At 42.6% G+C, this 23,007-nt stretch carries 17 protein-coding genes; 9 read left to right on the forward strand and 8 right to left on the reverse strand.

The features are described from left to right. Window positions 1–194 precede the first annotated feature (194 nt). Entirely contained in the window at window positions 195–410 is a 216-nt protein-coding gene (rpmE, locus tag PR795_RS17015; protein ID WP_004265313.1) for a 50S ribosomal protein L31, read from the forward strand. 100 nt (window positions 411–510) lie between these two features. Here rpmE and PR795_RS17020 read toward each other — a convergent pair whose 3' ends face one another. The 3 genes from PR795_RS17020 to metJ form a co-directional block, all read right to left on the reverse strand. Further along, window positions 511–1,245, reverse strand: coding sequence for an outer membrane protein (locus PR795_RS17020; protein ID WP_006660510.1), 735 nt, complete (start codon window positions 1,243–1,245; stop codon window positions 511–513). A gap of 258 nt (window positions 1,246–1,503) precedes the next feature. After that, window positions 1,504–2,229, reverse strand: coding sequence for an outer membrane protein (locus PR795_RS17025; RefSeq protein WP_006663181.1), 726 nt, complete (start codon window positions 2,227–2,229; stop codon window positions 1,504–1,506). Window positions 2,230–2,592: 363 nt separating this feature from the next. Continuing rightward, a complete protein-coding gene (metJ, locus tag PR795_RS17030; protein WP_006660508.1) occupies window positions 2,593–2,910 on the reverse strand; it encodes a met regulon transcriptional regulator MetJ in 318 nt (105 codons plus the stop codon). A 326-nt stretch (window positions 2,911–3,236) separates the two neighbouring features. On the opposite strand from metJ, the gene metB reads away from it, so the two are divergent. The 3 genes from metB to ppc all read left to right on the forward strand — a co-directional run bounded on the left by metB (window position 3,237) and on the right by ppc (window position 9,870). After that, a complete protein-coding gene (gene metB / locus PR795_RS17035) occupies window positions 3,237–4,391 on the forward strand; it encodes a cystathionine gamma-synthase (RefSeq protein ID WP_006660506.1) in 1,155 nt (384 codons plus the stop codon). Window positions 4,392–4,408: 17 nt separating this feature from the next. Next, the gene (locus PR795_RS17040) at window positions 4,409–6,850 is read left to right on the forward strand and encodes a bifunctional aspartate kinase/homoserine dehydrogenase II (protein ID WP_006660505.1); all 2,442 of its coding nucleotides are present in this window, start codon (window positions 4,409–4,411) and stop codon (window positions 6,848–6,850) included. 380 nt (window positions 6,851–7,230) lie between these two features. Continuing rightward, the gene (gene ppc / locus PR795_RS17045; protein ID WP_036962582.1) at window positions 7,231–9,870 is read left to right on the forward strand and encodes a phosphoenolpyruvate carboxylase; all 2,640 of its coding nucleotides are present in this window, start codon (window positions 7,231–7,233) and stop codon (window positions 9,868–9,870) included. Between the two features lie 62 nt (window positions 9,871–9,932). On the opposite strand, the gene gadC is transcribed toward ppc, so the two are convergent. From gadC to argE, 4 genes are all read right to left on the reverse strand, one after another. After that, window positions 9,933–11,471, reverse strand: a complete 1,539-nt coding sequence (gadC, locus tag PR795_RS17050; protein WP_006663179.1) for a glutamate:gamma-aminobutyrate antiporter — start codon at window positions 11,469–11,471, stop codon at window positions 9,933–9,935. A 76-nt stretch (window positions 11,472–11,547) separates the two neighbouring features. Further along, window positions 11,548–12,948: a glutamate decarboxylase gene (locus PR795_RS17055; RefSeq protein ID WP_006660500.1), complete on the reverse strand. Its 1,401-nt coding sequence runs from the start codon at window positions 12,946–12,948 to the stop codon at window positions 11,548–11,550. A gap of 629 nt (window positions 12,949–13,577) precedes the next feature. Further along, on the reverse strand, window positions 13,578–14,465 hold the full coding sequence (gene metF, locus PR795_RS17060) for a methylenetetrahydrofolate reductase (RefSeq protein ID WP_006660499.1): 888 nt from the start codon (window positions 14,463–14,465) through the stop codon (window positions 13,578–13,580). A gap of 247 nt (window positions 14,466–14,712) precedes the next feature. Beyond that, window positions 14,713–15,867, reverse strand: a complete 1,155-nt coding sequence (gene argE / locus PR795_RS17065) for an acetylornithine deacetylase (RefSeq protein ID WP_036974333.1) — start codon at window positions 15,865–15,867, stop codon at window positions 14,713–14,715. A gap of 102 nt (window positions 15,868–15,969) precedes the next feature. Here argE and argC point away from each other — a divergent pair, with 102 nt between their 5' ends. The 4 genes from argC to argH all read left to right on the forward strand — a co-directional run bounded on the left by argC (window position 15,970) and on the right by argH (window position 20,519). Then, entirely contained in the window at window positions 15,970–16,974 is a 1,005-nt protein-coding gene (gene argC, locus PR795_RS17070; protein ID WP_036967104.1) for an N-acetyl-gamma-glutamyl-phosphate reductase, read from the forward strand. 34 nt (window positions 16,975–17,008) lie between these two features. Beyond that, window positions 17,009–17,785, forward strand: a complete 777-nt coding sequence (argB, locus tag PR795_RS17075; protein WP_006660496.1) for an acetylglutamate kinase — start codon at window positions 17,009–17,011, stop codon at window positions 17,783–17,785. A gap of 56 nt (window positions 17,786–17,841) precedes the next feature. Beyond that, entirely contained in the window at window positions 17,842–19,062 is a 1,221-nt protein-coding gene (locus PR795_RS17080; protein WP_006660495.1) for an argininosuccinate synthase, read from the forward strand. 77 nt (window positions 19,063–19,139) lie between these two features. Continuing rightward, window positions 19,140–20,519, forward strand: a complete 1,380-nt coding sequence (gene argH, locus PR795_RS17085; protein ID WP_006660494.1) for an argininosuccinate lyase — start codon at window positions 19,140–19,142, stop codon at window positions 20,517–20,519. A 46-nt stretch (window positions 20,520–20,565) separates the two neighbouring features. Here the strand turns inward: argH and PR795_RS17090 are convergent, their stop codons facing one another. Then, window positions 20,566–20,919: a hypothetical protein gene (locus PR795_RS17090; RefSeq protein ID WP_006663176.1), complete on the reverse strand. Its 354-nt coding sequence runs from the start codon at window positions 20,917–20,919 to the stop codon at window positions 20,566–20,568. A 1,114-nt stretch (window positions 20,920–22,033) separates the two neighbouring features. Here PR795_RS17090 and oxyR point away from each other — a divergent pair. After that, window positions 22,034–22,939, forward strand: a complete 906-nt coding sequence (gene oxyR / locus PR795_RS17095) for a DNA-binding transcriptional regulator OxyR (RefSeq protein WP_272516965.1) — start codon at window positions 22,034–22,036, stop codon at window positions 22,937–22,939. The last annotated feature ends 68 nt before the right edge of the window (window positions 22,940–23,007 follow it).

Below are 23,007 nucleotides of genomic sequence, written 5' to 3' on the forward strand. Positions count from 1 at the left end.
ATATGAAGATATTCTGTTAGAGTAACATAAAAAGCACGCTATTTTCATTGCGTGATAAACAGATTTTCTGTATGATCCGCCGCCTTTGGTATCAATTAATTTTGTTTTGCCAATAAACTAAATTTAATCAACACGACGTGTGGTGTCCGGCGTTAGGGCTGGAATGGCGACACGGCCTTATTAGAGGTTCTCCCATGAAAAAAGGTATTCACCCGAAATACGAAGAAGTTACTGCAACTTGTTCTTGCGGCAACGTAATGAAAATTAACTCAACAGCTGGTCACTCTCTGAACCTGGACGTTTGTGGTAACTGCCACCCGTTCTATACTGGTAAACAACGTGATGTTGCTACTGGTGGTCGTGTTGATCGCTTCAACCAGCGTTTCAGCATCCCAGGTTCTAAAAAGTAATCGAACCTGTCACGTTGAAGTTGATTTAACGTATTCAGTAAAAAAAACCTGTTCATTGAACAGGTTTTTTTATTGCTTAAAACTAGCGTATATCTTGATGTTAGAATCGGTAAACAACACCAAACATAAAATCGTGGCTGGCTAGGTTTATGGTTGAAGTGTCCGTGGCATCTTTGTCGAAAGAATTTGGCATGGATATTTTATATTTACCGGCTTCGGTAAATCGATAGCCCAAGTCAAATGAGAGGTTGTCACTGAAAGCATATCGACCGCCCATTCCTAAGCTCCAAGCTAATTTATTAATCCTCTCAGATCTTGATTGGTTAGAATTTTGTTTGAGGCCAAAAATTTCAAACTCAGAGTGTTGTGTATTCTCATAGCGAGTACTGGCTAGTCCAAGTCCAAAGGAAATATAAGGCATAAATGCGGTTTGGTTTTTCATATCATAATAACCATTTAGCATTAGTGTGGTCAGTGTGGCTTCGTTTTTCATATCCGCGGAACTATTTGGAACGGTGGAAAGTGCATTAAGGCTGTGCGTATCGCTAACTTTCCCTCGCATACCCACTTCTAGCTCAGTGCGTATAGGTACTGAAAATTGGTCATAAAAATCATAGCCAATACCGATAAAATTACCAAAAGCAGGGTGACTTTTATCATTAAATTTTAAGGCTCTGAAATCAGATTTTTTTTCATTACTGTATTCGAATTTAGAATCATACATATTCAATACCGATACACCAATTTTACTTGATATATAAACACCGTTATGACTGGATGCTATTGCTAAATTAGCAAACAACAAGCAACTCAAAGCTAAAAGTAAATTTTTCATTATTAAGCACCAGTTAATTATTCCAGATAGAAACTTAACTGGAGTATAAGTGATGTAGGAGAGGTTATAGTCAGCGTAAGAAACTTTGAGGTATTGAACTAAAAAGAGAGAATAAAATGAATAGTTATTAGATGTAAATTCTGATAATCACCTAATATTAAGAATTAATTTAAGTCTTAATATGAATATTTGAATTTAATGTTCAATTATAGAGTTGGGCACCTCAATGATATATATTAAGGTGCGTACGAAAAATACTTAGAAACGGTAAGTTACACCAAACATAATATCGTGGCTTCTCACTTTTACTTTTGACGTGTTTTTTTGGTCATCTGCGTAGTAATTCGCTTCAGATTTCCCTGCATCTAAGAAGCGATATCCCATATCTAACGAAAAATGGTTATTCACTCGATATTGCGAACCTAACCCAACGCTCCATGCAAAGTTATTGGTGGTTTTGGATTGGGTATATTGCTCATGAGTAAACTGATTCAAACTCACAATATGCTCATTATAGTCATAGCGCATTTTATGATTGATACTCGCCATGCCTAACCCAACGCTGACATATGGGGTAAATTTAGTGGCATTCTTGAAATCATAGTATGTATTGACCATCACAGTATTTAATGTGATGTCCGTTTTGACGTCATCGGAACTGCTGAGAACTCCTGGGTCATTGAACGATTCAAGATTATGATTTGTTGATGCTTTTTCTCTCATGCCAAATTCAAGTTCAGTACGGATAGGTAACTTAGTGGTTTTAGCAAAGTCATAACCGACGGCGATATTGCCACCGAAAACCGAATCATGAGTATTTCCGAGATTGGTTTTTTCAAATTCGTTATCACTGGTTAACCATTTTTGGTTTGATACTTGAACAATGGAAGCGCCCATTTTACCTGAAACATACAGGCTTTCTACGCCCGCAATGGCTGTGCTAGACACTAAACTGAGTAAAGATACCGCAATAATTTTTTTCATTATAAATTCCATTTAGCTGTGTAATCGGATCGCGCAATATGAGTATAGATAACGATTTTTTTATCTATGCTGTATTCCTATAAAATTGTTATACACAGCATGCTTTATTATTTTTAATATCATTAAGCACTTGGCTGTAAAAATAACCTTTATAGGAAAAAATAATCACACCTTATTTGACGAATTAAAGGTTTAAGAGATTAACCCGTGATGATAAGTGCACATTGGTTATCGGCAGTAAATGAGTTTGCTTAACAGTATGAAGATAATGAGAATTAATGAGGGATATGACTAGATAAAGCGTAGGGTGGACCACACTCGACTCGCATTTGCGTGTCGAGTGTTAAAAAATTGCCGAGGGATTTAATATTCCCAAGTATCTGGGTCAATACCGAGCTCGCGCATGATTCCTTTTGCTGCTTCAGGAATCTCATCACTACGCTCTTTGCGCAGATCATCATCATCCGGCAGAGGTTGACCAGTAAACGCATGCAAAAAGGCTTCGCACAGTAACTCACTGTTAGTCGCGTGGCGCAAGTTATTGACCTGACGACGTGTACGTTCATCCGTCAAAATTTTTAGTACCTTTAAAGGAATAGATACTGTGATTTTTTTGACTTGCTCGCTTTTTTTGCCATGTTCAGCATACGGACTGACATATTCACCATTCCATTCAGCCATGAGATACCTTGGATATGTTCATTAATAATAAAAGTCATATGCGAGTGCCCATTTCAAAATTCTGAAGATGAATTTTTTTCAAGACATTCTCGGCATACAGGTTAAGAGCAAATGGCATAAATCATTATTAAATACATTTAATAATCAACAAATTAAAGCCATTATTGCGCCAGAAACGGGATTCAACTATCCATTGGCACATAATTATTATGGCTGATTATTCCATTAGTTGTTATAAACGTAAAGAGGTTTAGACGTCCGGACATGTTGACGTCTAAATTTGCTTTGAGTATGATTTGAGCTATCCCACACTTGGAGAGACGTTTATGACATACAAGCCATCCACTATCGCGATACATAATGGACTGAATGAAGACTCGCAATTTGGTTGCGTTGTCCCTCCCATCTATTTATCCAGCACCTATAACTTTACCGATTTTAATGAGCCGAGAGCGCATGACTATTCTCGTCGTGGTAATCCTGGGCGAGATATCGTACAGCGGACACTGGCGCAGCTGGAAGGGGGAAGTGGTGCCGTAATGACTAACAGTGGAATGTCAGCTCTCCATCTATTATGCACGGTATTATTGCAGCCGGGCGATCTGCTCGTTGCCCCTCATGACTGTTATGGCGGAAGTTATCGATTGTTCAACAGCTTGAGCCAAAAGGGAGCTTATCAGGTTGAATTTGTAGATCAAAGCGATGAGTCAGCATTGCAAGCTGCGCTGGCGAAAAAGCCGAAACTTGTCCTCATCGAAACACCCAGTAACCCCCTACTGAGAATTTACGATATCCAGCATATTGCAGCATTAGCGCACCAAGTCGGGGCACTCGTGGTGGTGGACAACACCTTTTTAAGTCCCGCATTACAGCAACCGTTAGCGTTAGGCGCTGATTTTGTTGTACATTCTTGTACAAAATATCTTAATGGTCATTCAGATATTATTGCGGGGGCTGTGATTGCCAAGGAAGAGAAATGGGCTCTAGAATTAGCATGGTGGGCGAATAATATTGGTGTCACTGGGGGCGCATTCGACAGTTATTTATTACTTCGAGGCATGAGAACATTACTACCTCGTATAAAACAGCAGCAATCCAATGCGGGTGAAATCGTAAAATATCTTAAAACTCAGCCACTGGTGAAGAAAATATATTATCCTGCTTTGAGTGATCATCCGGGACATCACATTGCTGCCGCACAACAAGCAGGTTTTGGGGCAATGTTAAGTTTTGAATTTGCAGGAGATGCAGCGCAAATTCGTCAATTTTTACATGCGCTGACTCTATTTACATTAGCGGAATCTCTCGGTGGTGTAGAAACCTTGATTTCCCATACGGCGACCATGACCCATGCCGGCATGTCTTCTGAAGCGCGAGCTGCAGCAGGTATTACGGATAGTTTACTGCGCATTTCGGTTGGTCTAGAAGATAGTCAGGATCTTATCGCAGATTTGAGCCACGCATTTAAGGTTGCGTCATAACGTTAGCGGAGTTTTTGATGAGTGCAATAACAGCATTTGAGGTGATCCCTTGTCACCGACAGTTACATAAGTTTGGGGGAAGTAGTTTAGCTGATGTGAAATGTTATCAGCGTGTTGCTACCATTATGGCGAACTATAGCCAACCCGGCGATTTAATGGTTGTTTCTGCGGCAGGGAGTACCACAAACCAGCTGATTAGTTGGCTAAAATTGAGTCAGAGTGACCGCATTTCGGCTCATCAAGTGCAGCAAACACTGCGCCGTTATCAACAAGATTTGATCACCGGTTTATTACCGGAAGCGCAGGCAGACGAATTAAATTCACTTTTTATCGCAGATTTAGAGCGACTCAGCAGTTTATTGGACAAACCCATCAATGATGCCACTTATGCTGAAGTCGTCGGACACGGTGAAATTTGGTCTGCACGGCTCATGTCCGCTGTACTAGAACAGTTTGATATGGCAAGCGCTTGGTTGGATGCACGCGCATTTCTACGTGCAGAAAGAGCGGCTCAGCCTCAAGTGGATGAAATTCAGTCTCGCCAGCTGTTACAGCAACTACTCGTGCAATATCCGCAACGCCGTCTTGTGGTAACAGGCTTTATTTCCCGTAACCAAAAAGGTGAAACTGTCCTTTTAGGTCGTAATGGTAGCGACTATTCCGCAACCCAAGTTGGGGCATTAGCGGATGTGGATAAAGTGACGATTTGGAGTGATGTCGCAGGGGTATACAGCGCCGACCCTCGTAAGGTCAAGGATGCGTGTTTGCTCCCACTTTTACGTTTAGATGAAGCGAGTGAATTGGCTCGCCTTGCTGCACCTGTATTGCACACGCGTACTTTACAGCCCGTTTCGGTCAGTAATATTGATTTACAGCTGCGCTGTAGCTACCAGCCAGAACAAGGCTCGACTAAAATTGAGCGTGTATTAGCATCAGGTACAGGCGCAAAAATTGTCACTAGTCACAATGATGTTTGCTTAATTGAGTTGCGTATTGCAGCAGGTCGCGACTTTAATCAGATTTGCAAAGATGTGGATTTATTATTAAAGCGCGTACAGCTTCGCCCACTGGCGCGGGGCATCCACCACGATCGTGCAATTTTGCAGCTTTGCTACACGTCAGAAGTGGTGGAAAGCGCATTGAATGTGTTGGAAGAAGCTGCGCTACCGGGGTCGCTTTCATTACGTGAAGGTTTTTCTCTGGTCGCTCTGGTCGGTGCTGGCGTGTGTAAAAAACCACTGCACAGCCACCGTTTCTATGAAGAACTCAAAGGACAGCCGGTTGAGTTTATCTGGCACTCAGAAGATGGCATTAGCTTAGTTGCGGTACTGCGTACTAATCAAACTGAACATATTATTCAAGGAATGCACCAAAGCTTATTCCGCGCCGAAAAGCGTATTGGCTTAGTGTTGTTTGGGAAAGGCAATATCGGAGCTCGTTGGCTAGAGCTGTTTTCAGTCGAGCAGCAAAATATTTCAGCACGCAGTGATTTTGATTTTGTGCTGGCGGGAGTTGTCGATAGCCGTCGTAGCTTACTGAATTACCAAGGTATTGATCCAAGTCGTGCGTTAGCCTTCTTTGATGATGAAGCGGTGGAGCATCAGGACGATAATCTGTTTTTATGGATGCGAGCACACCCATACGATGACTTGATTGTGTTGGATGTGACGGCCAGTGGTGAATTGGCTAATAGTTATGTGGATTTTGCCAGTTACGGTTTCCATGTGATCAGTGCAAATAAGATAGCGGGTGCGGCACCCACTCAGCAGTATCGTGACATTCGTGACGCATTCGCCAAAACAGGGCGTCACTGGCTGTACAATGCAACTGTTGGTGCTGGCTTACCGATCAACTACGCCGTGCGTGATCTCAAAGAAAGTGGTGATGCCATTTTGGCGATCAGCGGGATCTTCTCTGGGACATTATCATGGTTATTCTTACAATTTGATGGCTCGGTGCCATTCAGTGAATTAGTGGAGCAAGCGTGGCAACAAGGATTAACGGAGCCAGATCCTCGCATTGATTTGTCTGGGCAAGATGTTATGCGCAAGCTGATTATTCTAGCGCGAGAAGCGGGCTATGATATTGAGCCTGATGAGGTTCGTGTGGAATCTTTAGTGCCAGCGCAAGCCGAAACGGGTTCACTGGATGAATTCTTCGAAAATAGTGCGGTGATTAACGAGCAGATGCAGCAGCGCTTAGAAGCAGCACGTGAATTGGGACTGGTTCTGCGTTACGTGGCGCGTTTTGATGCGGTAAAAGGCAAAGCGAAAGTGGGGGTTGAGGCGGTTAAACCTGAGCATCCTCTTGCGTCTTTATTGCCGGGCGACAACGTATTTGCGATAGAAAGCCGTTGGTACCGTGATAACCCATTAGTCATTCGTGGTCCGGGGGCTGGACGAGATGTGACTGCCGGTGCAATTCAGTCAGACCTGAATCGACTTTCTCAGCTTTTATAAACGGCATTACCCGTTATTATCCAAGGCGCACGGGGTAGATTGACTCGTGCGCTAACGCTGTTTCTCAAATTTTCTCATTCCTATTTTATTCTTAAGTAAGATTCATGACTTAAAAGTGCTGAATCGACGATAGATTGCGCTGAAACAATACTTAAATAAGAAAAATTAATAAAAATAGAGCTGTAATTAAATTTCATAAAAATCACCCAAAGCACTTTTTTTCTGATATGAATATAGGGTACAGGGTGAAATTCGCGGTCTGCATCACAAAACATAATTCTAGCCGACTGAAATTTTATTACAGGAAATCCAGCGCAGTTTGTTAACCGTTCACCAGAAGCGGGGTGGCATCCTGCCAACAGCACAAGATCAGGAGTCCCATGAATCAGCAATATTCCGCAATGCGCAGTAATGTCAGTATGTTGGGTAAGCTACTCGGTGATACCATCAAAGACGCTCTTGGTGAAGATATCCTCGACAAGGTTGAGTCCATTCGTAAGCTATCCAAATCCTCCCGTGCGGGTAATGAAGTTCAGCGCCAAAAATTATTAATGACCTTGCAAACACTCACTAACGATGAGCTACTACCCGTTGCGAGGGCATTTAACCAATTCTTAAACTTAACCAACGTGGCAGAGCAGTACCACAGTATTTCTCCTCATGGCGAAGCGGCCAGCAATCCTGTTGCCCTGCAAAAGCTATTTGGGCGCTTGAAAGAGCACGATTTTAGCCACGAAGATATTCAAAAAGCGGTTGAAGAGCTTTCTATCGAATTAGTTCTCACCGCTCACCCAACAGAAATTGCGCGCCGCACTTTAATTCATAAATTGGTTGAGGTGAACACCTGTTTATCTCAGCTCGATCATGATGATTTAGCCGACTACGAGCGTAACAATATCATGCGCCGTTTACGTCAGCTGGTGGCACAATCTTGGCATACTGATGAAATCCGTAAAATTCGTCCAACACCCATTGATGAAGCGAAATGGGGTTTTGCCGTGGTTGAAAATTCCTTATGGGAAGGTGTTCCTGCATTTTTACGGGAATTCAACGAACAGCTCGAAGAATCGATTGGCGCACAATTACCTGTTGAAGCAAACCCAATTCGCTTTACCTCATGGATGGGCGGTGACCGTGATGGTAACCCGAACGTCACCGCTGAAGTGACCCGCCATGTTTTATTATTAAGTCGTTGGAAAGCCGCAGATTTATTCTTAAAAGATATTCAAGTGCTGGTGTCTGAACTTTCTATGACGGAAGCAACGCCTGAATTGCGTGCGCTGGCGGGCGGTGATGAGGTGGATGAACCTTATCGTCAAATAGCCAAAAATTTGCGTAGTCAGTTATTCTCTACATTGGAATATTTGGAACGTCGCGTGAAGGGCGAGCAAGTCCTGCCTCCCGCAGATTTACTGACGGATAATGCCCAATTATGGGATCCGCTATACGCTTGCTACCAATCTTTGGTGGCCTGCAACATGAGCATTATTGCTAATGGCTCATTGTTAGATACTTTACGGCGTATCCGCAGTTTTGGCCTGCAATTAGTGCGCATCGATGTGCGCCAAGAGAGCACTCGTCATACCGATGCGTTGTCTGAGCTGACTGAATATTTAGGGCTGGGTAATTATGGCGATTGGTCTGAACAAGAGAAACAAGATTTCTTACTGACCGAGCTGCAATCGCGTCGTCCATTGATCCCACAAAACTGGCAACCAACGCCAGAAACGCAAGAAGTATTCGAAACGTGTCGCGTCATTGCCAAAGCGAAGAATGATTCCATTGCAGCTTACGTGATCTCAATGGCAAAAGTACCATCCGACGTTTTAGCAGTTAAGCTTCTGCTAAAAGAGGCGGGTGCTTCGATTAAATTGCCGGTTGCTCCCCTGTTCGAAACCCTTGAAGACTTAAATAATGCCGAAAGCGTGATGACTAAGTTGCTCAGCATTGAGTGGTATCGTGAGCTGATTGACGATCGCCAAATGGTGATGATTGGTTATTCAGACTCCGCGAAAGATGCCGGGGTGATGGCGGCATCATGGGCGCAATACCGTGCGCAAGATGCGTTGATTAAATTGTGTGACAAAGAAGGTGTGAAACTAACACTGTTCCACGGTCGCGGCGGCACCATTGGTCGAGGCGGTGCACCTGCACATTCTGCGTTGCTTTCTCAACCTCCGGGAAGCCTAAAAGGTGGATTGCGTGTGACGGAACAGGGCGAGATGATTCGCTTTAAGTTTGGTTTACCGCAAGTAACCATTAGCAGCTTGGCGATGTATGCAAGTGCAATCCTCGAAGCTAACCTACTGCCACCACCGGAACCTAAAGAAGCGTGGAAATCGGTGATGAATTCCCTGTCGGATGTCTCCTGCGCGATGTATCGTGATTATGTCCGCGAACAACCCGACTTTGTTCCTTATTTCCGAGCCGCAACGCCTGAATTGGAATTAGGTAAATTACCATTAGGTTCTCGACCTGCAAAACGCCGTCCTACAGGTGGGGTAGAAACGCTGCGCGCGATCCCTTGGATTTTTGCTTGGACGCAAAACCGTCTAATGTTACCTGCATGGTTAGGTGCTGGGGCAGCACTGAAACATGTTATTGAAAAAGAAGGCAAGCAAGCCGTTCTTGATGAAATGTGGCAAGAGTGGACATTCTTCAAAACGCGTATTGCGATGTTAGAAATGGTGTATGCGAAAGCGGATTTATGGCTGGCGGAATACTATGACCATTGCCTCGTGGAAAAACGCTTATGGCCGTTAGGGCAAAAACTACGTGACCAGTTATCGGAAGATATTAAGAGCGTATTGGCGGTGTCTAAAGACGAAGCCCTTATGGCAGATTTACCGTGGATCGCTGAATCCATCGCACTGCGTAACGTCTATACCGACCCACTTAACGTACTTCAAGCAGAATTACTTCAGCGTTCTCGTCAGCAAGAGCATCCAGACCCTCGTGTGGAACAAGCGTTGATGGTGACGATTGCTGGTGTCGCAGCGGGTATGCGTAATACAGGTTAGCAATTAATTACTGTCAGTAAAAAGGCTGCCAATTGGCAGCCTTTTTAGTTTATGGTCGAGGGTTATTTTTTGTTCTTATCATTATGAATTAAATGATAAGGAGAACGCGCCCGTGGATGGATAAAGAAATGGTTTGCGGGGGCATTGTGGGTTTTGATGTGCACCATGGAAACGTTAGTGGATTTTCCGGCTTTATTATGGAAAGCATAAATCACAAAAGGTAGCAGGAAGATTATCACAAAACTCACGGCTAGCAGTGTGACGTAAGTAGTGTCATCTGCGCCACCCGGTAATGAGCTTGGTGGGAAGAACGACACAACGAAAGCCAAAATTGAAATGACCAATCCAACAACGGCGATTAACAATTTAAGACCATTACCGCCCGGAATGTTGAATGCCCGTTTTTTATCAGATTGTTTGCAGACTAAATGCATATAACCCAAGAACAGCATAAAGTAGCTACACAGATAAATAACCACAGTTAACGCTAAGGCAATAAGGAAGGACATGTTTCCACCGCCACCTGTATTGGTTAGCACAATAATGGCAACCGTGGTGATCAGCAATTGTGAAATAACTAATGTGACGGGCACGCCATTTTTATTCACTTTCGCAAAGCTTTTCGGCAGAATGCCTTTCTGGGCAGCCACATACATCCCACGGGAAGGTCCCACAATCCAAGATGCAATTTCTGCTAATACACCCAGTAATAGTAAAGCGGCAATAATTCGTACTGCCCAATCTAGGGTTGAATTAAAGTGGCTAACGAGCACTTCAAAGGTTTGTACCACGCCAGCAGACAGGTTGATTTCACTGTTTGGGATTACCGCAGCAACAGATAACCCACCAATTGAACTGAGGCAAATTGCTGCAATCATCAGTAAAAACATTGCTGCTGGGTAATCTCGCCCAGGATTCTTCATCTCATTAACGTGAGTTGCAGAAGCTTCGACTCCCATGTAACTCAGGATAAACGCCACAAAGACGACTAAGGTGCCGATTTGTGTGAAATCAGGAATAAACGTTTTTGTGCTCATCTCGATAGCTAAAGGTGCACCGCTCGCGAGATAGCTGATTGCTAATCCAACGAGAATTAGAGCGGGTAATAAAATCCCAGCAAAGAAACCGACTTTTGCGATGCTGGCTGTATATTTTGTACCACCAAATTGGGTAAAAGCGAGTACCCATAAAATCACCAGTGCGCCGATAGTTTTGGTGATGGGGTCGGTGTTTAATTCAGGCCAATTTAAAATATAGGATAGTGCCCCGAGCACAAAGTACAGCATCGGAATGAACCCTATCGCAATTTGTAGATAGCCAAATGAAATAGCTGCAAATCCCCAACGTTCTCCCAATGTGTTGGATACCCACGCGAAAATACCGCCTTCCTCCCAGCCTTCAACAGTTGCCATTTCGGCAGCGCAGAGGGCAACAGGAATAAACCACAGTAATCCCCCCAAGAGTAAAAAGAAGACTAAACTGAAACCCGATGTGGCGAATGTCGGATATTCATAGACTGCCATCACCATGGAAGCGGTGATCGCAAAAAAACCTAACAAGGTGAGTTGTTTTGCGGCCGGAGCTGCTGTTGACGTCGCCATGCTCATTCTCCTGTCATATGTTTCTGAAATCAGTCGGCGCACGAATGGATACGCCGACTGGATAAACGACTAAGGATTAGCTGTGATTGAATCCACCGCTTTCTTCTTCAGAAAGTGGTGTACTGACTGGGTGTTTCTCGAAATATTCGAGAGTACGCTTGAAGTCTTCAATGAGTAATGAGGCAAGGTCTAGGCTAACACCATGACGGACGAGAATACGTTGGATAACCAGATCTTCGCGGTTTGCAGGCATTGAGTAGGCAGGAACTTGCCAACCGCGACTACGTAATTTGTCAGCAATATCGTATAAAGAGTAGTTACTGTTTTTTACGCCATCTTTTAATTTCCATGCAAGTGCAGGGATACCTTTGGCACTATCGCCATCAAAAATCATCTCAAATGGACCCAGTTTTTCAATTTCACGGGCGAGATATTGAGCGGTGGCATAACACGCATTATGAATTTTTGCGTAGCCTTCGCGACCAAGGCGTAGGAAATTGTAGTATTGAGCAATAATTTGCCCACCAGGACGAGAGAAGTTCAAGGCGAAAGTTGGCATATTACCGCCAAGGTAGTTCACATTGAAAATGAGCTCTTCAGGGAGATCTTTCGCTTCACGCCAAACAACCCATCCAGCACCTAATGGCGCTAAACCGAATTTGTGCCCAGAAGCGTTGATGGATTTGACGCGTGGTAAACGGAAATCCCATTCCAATGTCGGCGCGCAGAAAGGTGCGAGGAAACCACCACTTGCACCATCCACGTGAATAGGAATATCTAAGCCCGTCTCTTTTTGCAGTTTATCCAGTGCATCATGTACGGCTTTTACGGGTTCATATTGGCAAGTGAAGGTCACACCTAATGTTGGAACAACACCGATAGTGTTTTCATCGACACGTTTGATGACCTCTTCAGGGCTCATAATCAGGCGGTCGCCTTCCAGTGGGATCTCACGCAGTTCGACATCAAAATAACGCGCAAATTTATGCCAGCAGATTTGTACTGGACCACAAATTAAATTGGGTTTATCGGTCGGTTTTCCTTTGGCGGCTTGTTTTTTACGCCATTGCCATTTTAACGCTAAACCGCCCAACATTGCCGCTTCAGAAGAGCCAATGGTTGAACAACCTAATGTATTGAGTGCATCAGGGGAGTGCCATAAATCGGCTAGCATATGCACACAACGATTTTCAATTTCGGCAGTTTGTGGATACTCATCTTTATCAATCATGTTTTTGTCGATAGAGAGATCCATCAAACTGCGGATTTCATCATCAACCCATGTTTGGCAAAATGTCGCTAAGTTTTGTCGGGAATTACCATCTAGCATTAACTCATCACGCACCGCACTAAAGACATTTCGTGGGTCGCTTTCTTTGGTTGGGAATTTCGATTTTGGTAATGATTGGGATAAATCAAGTGATGCATAGATATCATCTAATTCACTATATTTTGAAGATACTGATTTATTATTCATACAACGAATCTCCTCAATAATTGAGACAGTATTACTAGGAAGGATCAGTGAACTTATATTTTCATATAAGCATAAAAATAAATTAGAATAAAGTCATTTAAGGAAAAGTCTTATTTTAATCGTGGTTATTTTGATGGTTTGTTTTCATAGTAAATATAATTTAAATTTGAAGTTAATCCAAAGTAACAATTTTACAACGCTGTTAATTTGAAATTTCACTAAGTCATTTAATGTGAAAAAGTGAGCTGTATCAATAGGATGTGATTTTTGGTGAGAGGGGTAAGTTATTGAAAATTAATATTTCTATGATGTGAGGTATTGTCATTATTAAAGATAACGTAGCGTTTTTCTAGGGTTTTAATGACATTGTATAATTCATCATTAAAAGACTATTTGTTTTGGATTGATCTATCTTCATATTTTAAATTAAAAGCTTAAAGAATTTAATTCTATTTAGGTGTGTTTTTGAAATTATTTCTGTAATATTCTTCCTAAACCAGTCTAATAATGATGTGTTATATTTACTCTAATTTTGAGTGTAATTTACAAGTGACGTGATAAATAGGAAATATTATCGAGCTAATTCATTTCTGATGAAATAGCCCGATAAGTTATATGGAATAGAAGCGTTATTGCGGTCTGACACCTAAGGTATGGCAAATAGCATACGTTAACTCAGAGCGGTTTAAGGTATAAAAATGGAAATCCTTTACCCCTTCACGACTTAAAATTTTCACCATATCCATCGCAATCGATGCACCAACAAGATTACGGCTTTCAGGGTCATCATCTAACCCTTCATACATTCTGTTCATCCAACTTGGAATACGCACGTTGGTGAGCTTGGCAAAACGTTCGAGCTGGCGGAAGTTAGAGACAGGCAAAATTCCTGGAACAATTTCCACATCAATGCCGGTTGCAACGCAGCGATCACGAAAGCGTAGATAGCTTTCCACATCGAAGAAAAACTGAGTAATTGCGCGGTTGGCACCAGCCTCAATTTTTTTCTTTAAATTAATTAAATCTGCTTGGGCGCTTTTAGCTTCTGGGTGTACCTCTGGGTAAGCTGCCACTGAAATATCAAAGTCAGCTTCTGTTTTCAGTAACTCGACTAGATGCTCAGCATACAGCTCAGGCTTTTGGCTGTTATCGGGGAGATCGCCGCGTAACGCAACAATATGGCGAATACCGTTATCCCAATAATCCCGTGCGATAGCTCTTAACTCATCACGACTGGCATCAATGCAGGTTAAGTGAGGTGCTGCCACCAGCCCAGTTTTATCTTTAATGTCTTTAATGATGCTATGGGTTCTGTCTCGCTCACCGGAATTGGCTCCGTAGGTGACAGAGACAAAATTCGGCTTTAAGACTTTGAGCCTATCGATGGATTTCCACAGAGTTTGTTCCATTTCTGTTGAGCGAGGTGGGAAAAATTCAAATGAGACATTAATCTGCCCATCTAATTCAGCTAAATTTTGGTTCAACGCTTCGCGCTGATTTGCGTGAAAGAAACTCATACCCGTGACCTCGCCTTAACAGACTTATTATTTAATTATTAGTTTCACTATCCGATTATATACATCCATGTAAACTTCTATACGTTTAGACGTCTAAATAGAGATTACTTGATATTGAGCGAGAGTCAACCCTTAAATCAAATCTTGAATTGATGTTTTTTCAGGCACAACAAGAGAAAAATTCATGATGAAGAAAATGCGGAGCTTGGTCGGCTCCGCATGAAGTGCAAAATTATTCAGTAAAACACTATTCAGTAAAACAGAAGTGCTCGACCATTTGGCTGATGAGTTGGCGGGTTGGTTCAATAAAGCTCATATCGATGAACTCATCAGGCTGGTGGGCTTGTTCAATAGAGCCAGGACCGAGTACCAGCGTTGGGCAAAGTTCTTGGATAAACGGTGCTTCTGTACAGTAGTTAACGGTCTCTGCTTTTTTATTTAATAGCTGCTCAATCACAGCGACCATTTTATGGTCCGTTGGGCACTCATAGCCAGGGATTGGGGGATGCATCTCTTCAATCGCTAAACGACCCGGCCATTTTGCACGAACTGGCTCAAGGGTTTCATTGAGAAGTTCGTCGAGATCTTGCAAGGTTAAACCCGGCAGTGGGCGAATATCCATATGCAATTCACAGCATCCACAAATTCGGTTTGCCGCATCACCACCATGGATATAACCAAAGTTCATTGTTGGATAAGGAATAACAAACGCGGGGTTGTTATAGCGTTCTTTCAATGTATTTCTTAGGGTCATCAGGTGAGAGATGGATTCATGCATTAATTCAATCGCATTCACGCCTCTATCTGGATCACTGGAGTGCCCTGATTGGCCCGTAATGCGGATAGCATTAGAAAGATGACCTTTATGCGCGCGGATAGGCTGCAAGGATGTTGGCTCGCCGATAATGGCGAAATCAGGGCGTAATTCCGTGCTAGCAGCAAAAAAGCGCGCTCCTGCCATGGAGGTTTCTTCATCGGCGGTCGCGAGAATATGTAATGGGCGTTTTAAGGTGCTGAGGTCAACATCGCGCAGCGCATCAATAATGAAAGCAAAAAAACCTTTCATATCGGCGGTACCAAGCCCGTATAGCTTGCCGTCATGCTCGGTGAGCTTGAAAGGATCTTTACTCCAGCGTCCGTCATCAAATGGAACAGTATCCGTATGACCGCAGAGCATCAATCCGCCATTGCCCTCACCAATCGATGCTAACAGGTTATATTTATCTCGTGTATCAGGGACCGGTTGAATATTCACCGTAAAGCCTAAGGTTTCTAACCATCCACCTAATAGCTCCACGAGTGCTCGGTTACTCTGATCGAGTTGCGAATCGGTCGCACTGATCGACGGAGTGGCGATTAATTGACGATAAATCTCAATAAATGCAGGTAATTTAATATTCACTGTTGACAGCCTTTATCCATAATAGTATCAATATTCATGCACTTTATTTGAATAAAAATACACATTAAACTGTTTGGGTCACGAGTACAAGGTAGAAAACACATGTTGAACACACTCATTGTCGGGGCCAGTGGTTATACTGGAGCAGAATTAGCCGCTTACTTACAACGTCATCCTGAAATTCATCTTTCTGGATTGATGGTTTCTGCACAAAGTGCAGATGCGGGTAAATGCTTTTCTGATTTACATCCCCAGTATAAAGGCATCATTGATCTTCCGGTCCAACCCCTCACAGATGTGGCTGAGGCGGCAAAAGGTATCGATGTTGTTTTCCTCGCAACCGCCCATGAAGTGAGTCATGACATCGCGCCTCAGTTTCTTGAAGCGGGTTGTGTGGTCTTTGACCTTTCTGGTGCTTATCGTGTTCAAGATGCGGCGTTTTATCCGCAATACTACGGTTTCGAACATACAAACACCGAGTGGTTAATGCAAGCAGTTTACGGTTTAGCGGAATGGCAGGCAGATAAAATCCGCCAAGCTCAGCTGATTGCTGTACCGGGGTGTTACCCAACTGTTTCTCAGCTTTCATTAAAGCCGTTGATTGAAGCGGATTTACTCGATGAAAACATGTGGCCAGTGATCAATGCGACGAGCGGTGTTTCAGGGGCAGGGCGTAAAGCATCAATGACCAATAGCTTCTGCGAAGTGAGCTTGCAGCCATACGGTATTTTTACCCACCGTCATCAACCTGAAATAGCCACACATCTAGGTAGAGAGGTCATCTTCACGCCACATTTAGGCAACTTTGCACGGGGTATACTGGCGACCATCACTTGTAAAGTGAAAGCCGGCGTAACAACGGAGCAAATTAGCCAAACATTTAAAGGCGCGTATCACGATAAACCGTTAGTTCGTTTATATGACAAAGGTGTACCTGCACTGAAATCGGTCGTTGGCACGCCATTTTGTGATATCGGATTTGTATTGAAAGGTGAACACCTGATTTTAGTCGGGACAGAAGATAACCTATTAAAAGGTGCCGCCGCACAAGCGGTTCAATGCATGAATATTCGGTTTGGTTTCAACGAAACGCAATCATTACTTTAATGCTCTTATGGCAATTTATTAAGGATAAATCTCCATGCAACCTTTAGTCATTAAACTGGGCGGTGTGTTACTCGATAGCGAAGAAGCGCTAGAAAGATTATTTACGGCAATCCAAACCTATCGTCAGGCTCATCAACGTGAGTTGGTCATTGTGCACGGTGGTGGTTGTTTAGTGGATGAATTGATGCAAAAGCTGCAATTACCTGTCGTGAAGAAACAAGGGCTGCGTGTGACTCCAGCTGATCAAATCGACATTATTGTAGGTGCTTTAGCCGGTACGGCGAATAAAACATTATTAGCGTGGGCGATTAAACATCAACTACAAGCAGTAGGATTGTCTCTTGGGGATGGTCACAGCGCAGTGGTAACGCAAATTAATGATGAACTGGGTCATGTTGGTAGTGCAAAAGCGGGTGATGCGAAATTACTCAAGCTTTTACTGTCTTCGGGTTACTTGCCAATTATTAGCTCTATTGGGATCACGAATGATGGGCAATTAATGAATGTTAACGCTGACCAAGCTGCAACAGCGATTGCTCAGGCATTGAATGCGGATCTAGTACTGCTTTCTGATGTCAGCGGCATTTTGGATGGTAAAGGTCAAAAAATTGATGAAATGACCACCACCAAAGCACAGAAGCTGATTGAACAAGGCATTATTACAGATGGCATGATTGTCAAAGTGAATGCGGCACTGGAAGCGGCTTCTACCTTACAGCGCCCTGTCGATATTGCTAGCTGGCGCCATGCAGAACAATTGCCATCGTTATTTAATGGCACCGCAATCGGTACACGAATTCTCGCTTCTTGAGTCATGGACTGAATAAGCAAACAGACAAATAACGCATTTAATGGGATAGGTAAGTTATGAAAAAGGGCATTAAGAAAATTGTATTAGCGTACTCTGGTGGACTAGATACATCGGCGATCATTCCGTGGTTAAAAGAGAATTACGATGACTGTGAAGTCGTGGCATTCGTCGCCGATGTGGGTCAAGACAGAGAAGATTTAGTGGGCGTTGAGAAAAAAGCACTGCAATCCGGCGCTTCTGAATGCTACGTGGTTGACCTGCGTGAAGAATTCATCAAAGAGTATATCTACCCAGTATTGAAAACCGGTGCACTGTATGAAGGTAGCTATTTGCTGGGGACATCAATGGCACGTCCGATTATCGCCAAAGCTCAAGTTGAAATTGCGCTAAAAGTGGGGGCGGATGCAGTTGCCCATGGCGCAACAGGTAAAGGTAACGACCAAGTTCGTTTCGAAAGTACCTATACAGCATTAGCACCACAACTGAAAGTTATTGCACCTTGGCGTGAATGGGATCTGCGTTCTCGTGAAGCGTTATTGGATTACCTGAAAGAACGTAATATTCCAACGACTGCAAGCTTAGAAAAAATCTACAGCCGTGATGAAAACGCATGGCATATCTCTACTGAAGGTGGCGTATTGGAAAGCACATGGAATGCGGCTAACCAAGATTGCTGGGTATGGACCGTTGATCCGAAAGACGCACCAGATGAAGCTGAGCTGGTGACTGTTGGCGTGAAACACGGCGAAGTGGTTTCGGTGAATGGCAATACATTGTCTCCATTGGGTTGTTTAGAAACACTCAATACGCTGGGCGCAAAACACGGTGTGGGTCGTATCGATATTGTGGAAAACCGTTTAGTGGGTATGAAATCCCGTGGTTGCTATGAAACCCCAGGGGGCACCATCATGATGGCTGCACTACGTGGTGTTGAGCAGCTGGTATTGGACCGCGATAGTTACAAATGGCGTGAGCAGTTAGGTCTGGAAATGTCTTATGTCGTGTATGACGGTCGTTGGTTTGCGCCATTACGCCATTCTTTACAAGCCGCCGCAGAGTCATTAGCTCAGGATGTGACGGGTGAAGTGGTGCTAAAACTGTATAAAGGGCAAGTGACGGCTATCCAGAAGAAAGCAGATAAGAGCCTGTACTCTGAAGAGTTTGCAACATTTGGTGAAGATGAAGTTTACGATCACAGCCATGCTGGTGGATTTATCCGCCTCTACTCACTCTCTTCACGTATTCGTGCGCTGAAAGAGCAGAACAAAGCAAAATAGTTTTATTAGTATGACCCCGATAGCCAAATAAGGCTGTCGGGCAGACACTTATTTTATCAATCAGGTAGGGACTCGTTATGGCACTTTGGGGTGGACGTTTTAGTCAGCAGGCAGATCAACGGTTTAAACAGTTTAATGACTCACTGCGTTTTGACTATCGCTTAGCGGAGCAAGATATTATTGGCTCAGTCGCATGGTCAAAAGCATTGGTGACGGTTGGTGTGTTATCTGATAGCGAGCAAAAATCTCTCGAGCAAGCACTCAATGTGCTATTGGCGGAAGTGCAAGCCGATCCTGAAATTATCCTGCAAAGCGACGCCGAAGATATTCATAGCTGGGTTGAAGGTAAACTGATTGATAAAGTCGGTGATTTAGGAAAAAAATTGCACACAGGTCGTAGCCGTAATGACCAAGTCGCGACAGATTTAAAACTGTGGTGTAAAGACCAAGTGGCGCTGTTATTAGAAGCTGTGACTGAGTTACAAAAAGCGTTGGTCATCACCGCTGAAAATAACCAAGATGCAGTGATGCCAGGCTATACCCACTTACAACGTGCTCAGCCAGTGACATTCGCCCATTGGTGTTTAGCGTATAGCGAAATGTTGTCTCGTGATGAAAGCCGTTTGCAAGATACTTTAAAGCGTTTAGATGTCAGCCCATTAGGTTGTGGGGCGTTGGCGGGAACTGCGTATGATATTGACCGTGAGCAATTAGCATCATGGCTAGGGTTTTCCTCTGCGACACGTAACAGCTTAGATACTGTTTCTGATAGAGACCATGTATTAGAACTATTATCGGATGCGAGTATCGGTATGGTTCACTTATCACGTTTCGCTGAAGATTTAATTTTCTTTAATAGTGGCGAAGCTGGATTTGTTGAGCTTTCAGATAAAGTCACATCGGGTTCATCCCTCATGCCACAAAAGAAAAATCCGGATGCACTGGAGCTTATTCGTGGTAAATGTGGTCGTGTTCAAGGGGCATTAACTGGGATGATGATGACCTTAAAAGGGCTACCTCTTGCTTACAATAAGGATATGCAAGAAGACAAAGAAGGGCTATTTGATGCATTGGATACTTGGTTAGACTGCATGCATATGGCGGTATTAGTATTAGATGGTATTCAAATTCGCCGTGCTCGTTGTGAAGATGCCGCCAAGCAAGGCTATGCGAATGCGACTGAGCTGGCGGACTACTTAGTCGCAAAAGGCGTTCCATTCCGTGAAGCGCACCATATTGTCGGTGAAGCGGTAGTGGCTGCAATCGCCCAAGGTAAGGCATTAGAAGAGATGGCGTTAAGTGATTTACAAAAATTTAGTGCTGCAATTCAATTAGATGTGTATGAGATTCTGTCTCTACAATCTTGCCTAGATAAGCGGTTAGCAAAAGGTGGGGTATCTCAAATGCAGGTGGCGAAAGCCATTGGGGATGCGAAAGCTCGTTTGAAGATGCAATAAAAAATGGGGGGTAGCATGACTACCCCAATTTCCATAACATTGACGCTTAGCTATATTTAATTGTTAACATTCCGATCTTTTTATCTTTATTCACCCAATTATAAGAATAGGAACTTCGACCACCATTCAGGACTGTCCAACCTTGAGTTTTTACTAATTTTTTGAGGTCAATATTATTAGCAACCATATCGTCATTGTCATCTAGGCAATTTAAAGTGACGTTATTATTACCGACTTCATTTAAGCATGCTCCATAGACAATCGCGCCAGTAAATTGGATTGTGCCACTGTGCCCATTGTTGTCTGCATAGGCATTGATAGCACTTAACGTTGGGACTAATAATAACGCCATGACAGCGCGAGAGAAGATTTTTTTAGTAATAGAAGTTAAATTTTTCATAATAGTATCCCCTAACTGATTTGTGTTTAATCAATTTATTTAATTGGATTAATTAGTAATTTTATTGTGACGTAATATATATATTGGCTACTTTTCTTTTTTCAATTACCTCGTTTTATTCGACGGAGGATATAATAAAACAAAAAACTCGATTAAGGTGTAAATATTGAAAGTGAAATGTATGGGAATTTTAAAATTAAATTAAACAATATGGGATAATTAAAATATAGTATAAGCGTAAACACTTACCAATAAAAAACCATATTCAAACTGATTTTGAGATATTTTCGGTGCAAAAATTCAATTTATCATTTATTTTTAGACAATAACTCCAGTTTATTCGTTTTGGTGCCATCCGCCTCATTAGGTGAGTGTAAATGTGTGTTTGATTTAATGTCGATTAATTTAATATATTCTTTTATATGTATTTACAAACTTTAATTAAATATGAAAGAGAATATAACAAAATGTTTCATTGCTATGGAATAGTACTTACACAATTTCACTCTTATTCTTGTTATTACCTAATTTTCAGGTATTAAATCTTATTAATGTGCCTCTGATTTGTTTTTCATTATCAGTTTTGAAAAGCTTTTAATAATCATATGGTATAAAAATATAAGCATCATTATCTAGATGGCTTAGAGCCAATACTCTGTACTGATATGACAAGCAAGGTATGGTTTACATTTGATATTATCGGTATTGAACAGGTCTTAGTTTTAACGTAGCTGACTGTTTTTTGCTGCGTCATTTAAGGTTGACAGTGTCTCTCACATTTTTTTGCCTCTTAATTAAAATATCTAAATTTTTGTTCAACTTGAGTTTGGTAAATATTAATTCTAAATATATTGGATATGTTAATTTGATATAAATTTGGTTACCTGAAATAAAGGTAATTTGGGTTTGTGATTTTGTTTGGTATTGTTTTTCCAAGAAAATAGCGAAAATACATTTACTTTCTTAGAGGAGCATTTTGTTTTAATCTCAAATGAGAGAAACCCTAAAAGCTTATCTAGCATTTTTTAATTTTATTGATAGATGAAACATTATATATTCTCTATAATGATTGGTATTATCTATATAGATAGGCATAACGAGAGGAAAAAGGCGGATGAATATTCGTGATCTGGAGTACCTAGTTGCACTTGCTGAGCACAAACATTTTAGACGTGCTGCGGATTCTTGCCATGTAAGTCAGCCTACACTGAGCGGTCAAATCCGTAAGCTTGAAGAAGAGCTTGGCGTGATGTTATTAGAAAGAACCAGCCGAAAAGTACTTTTTACTCAACAAGGTTTACTGCTCGTTGAGCAAGCAAGAACGATTTTAAGAGAAATTAAAGTTTTACAAGAAATGGCAGCGTTACAAGGCGAAAGCATGTCGGGACCGTTACATATAGGACTGATCCCAACAGTCGCTCCCTATCTGCTCCCACACATTATCCCCGAATTACATCGAGTGCACCCGAAGCTGGAAATTTACTTACACGAAGCACAAACCCAGCAATTATTGGCACAGTTAGACAGTGGTAAATTGGATTGCGCTATTCTGGCAGAAGTCAAAGAAACAGAACCATTTATCGTGGTTCCATTATTTGAAGAGCCGATGAAACTCGCCATTTATGAAAGCCACCCATGGCATGACCGCGACACGGTTGAAATGGGTGAATTAGCGGGCGAGGAATTATTAATGCTAGAAGATGGTCACTGTTTGCGTGATCAAGCGATGGGATTCTGCTTCCAAGCAGGCGCAAAAGAAGATACACATTTTCGTGCAACCAGCTTAGAAACACTGCGCAACATGGTAGCGGCGGGTAGTGGTATTACATTACTACCTGATTTGGCGGTACCACATGAAGCTTGCCGTGATGGGGTTTGTTATTTGAATTGTATTGAGCCTGAACCTAAACGCCGAATTGTTCTGGTCTACCGTCCGGGTTCTCCATTACGTGGTCGTTATGAGCAGCTAGCTGAGACCATCTATAGCTCAATGGATAAGTATTATAGAAATAAAAAGTAAGAACTCAGATTAAATGCAGCAAAAAGCGTTGAAACAAAAAAAGTGATTGCGGGAGTCAACCCTGCAAT

Origin of the sequence: Providencia sp. PROV209, assembly GCF_028479485.1 — a bacterium.
Lineage (GTDB): Bacteria > Pseudomonadota > Gammaproteobacteria > Enterobacterales > Enterobacteriaceae > Providencia > Providencia alcalifaciens.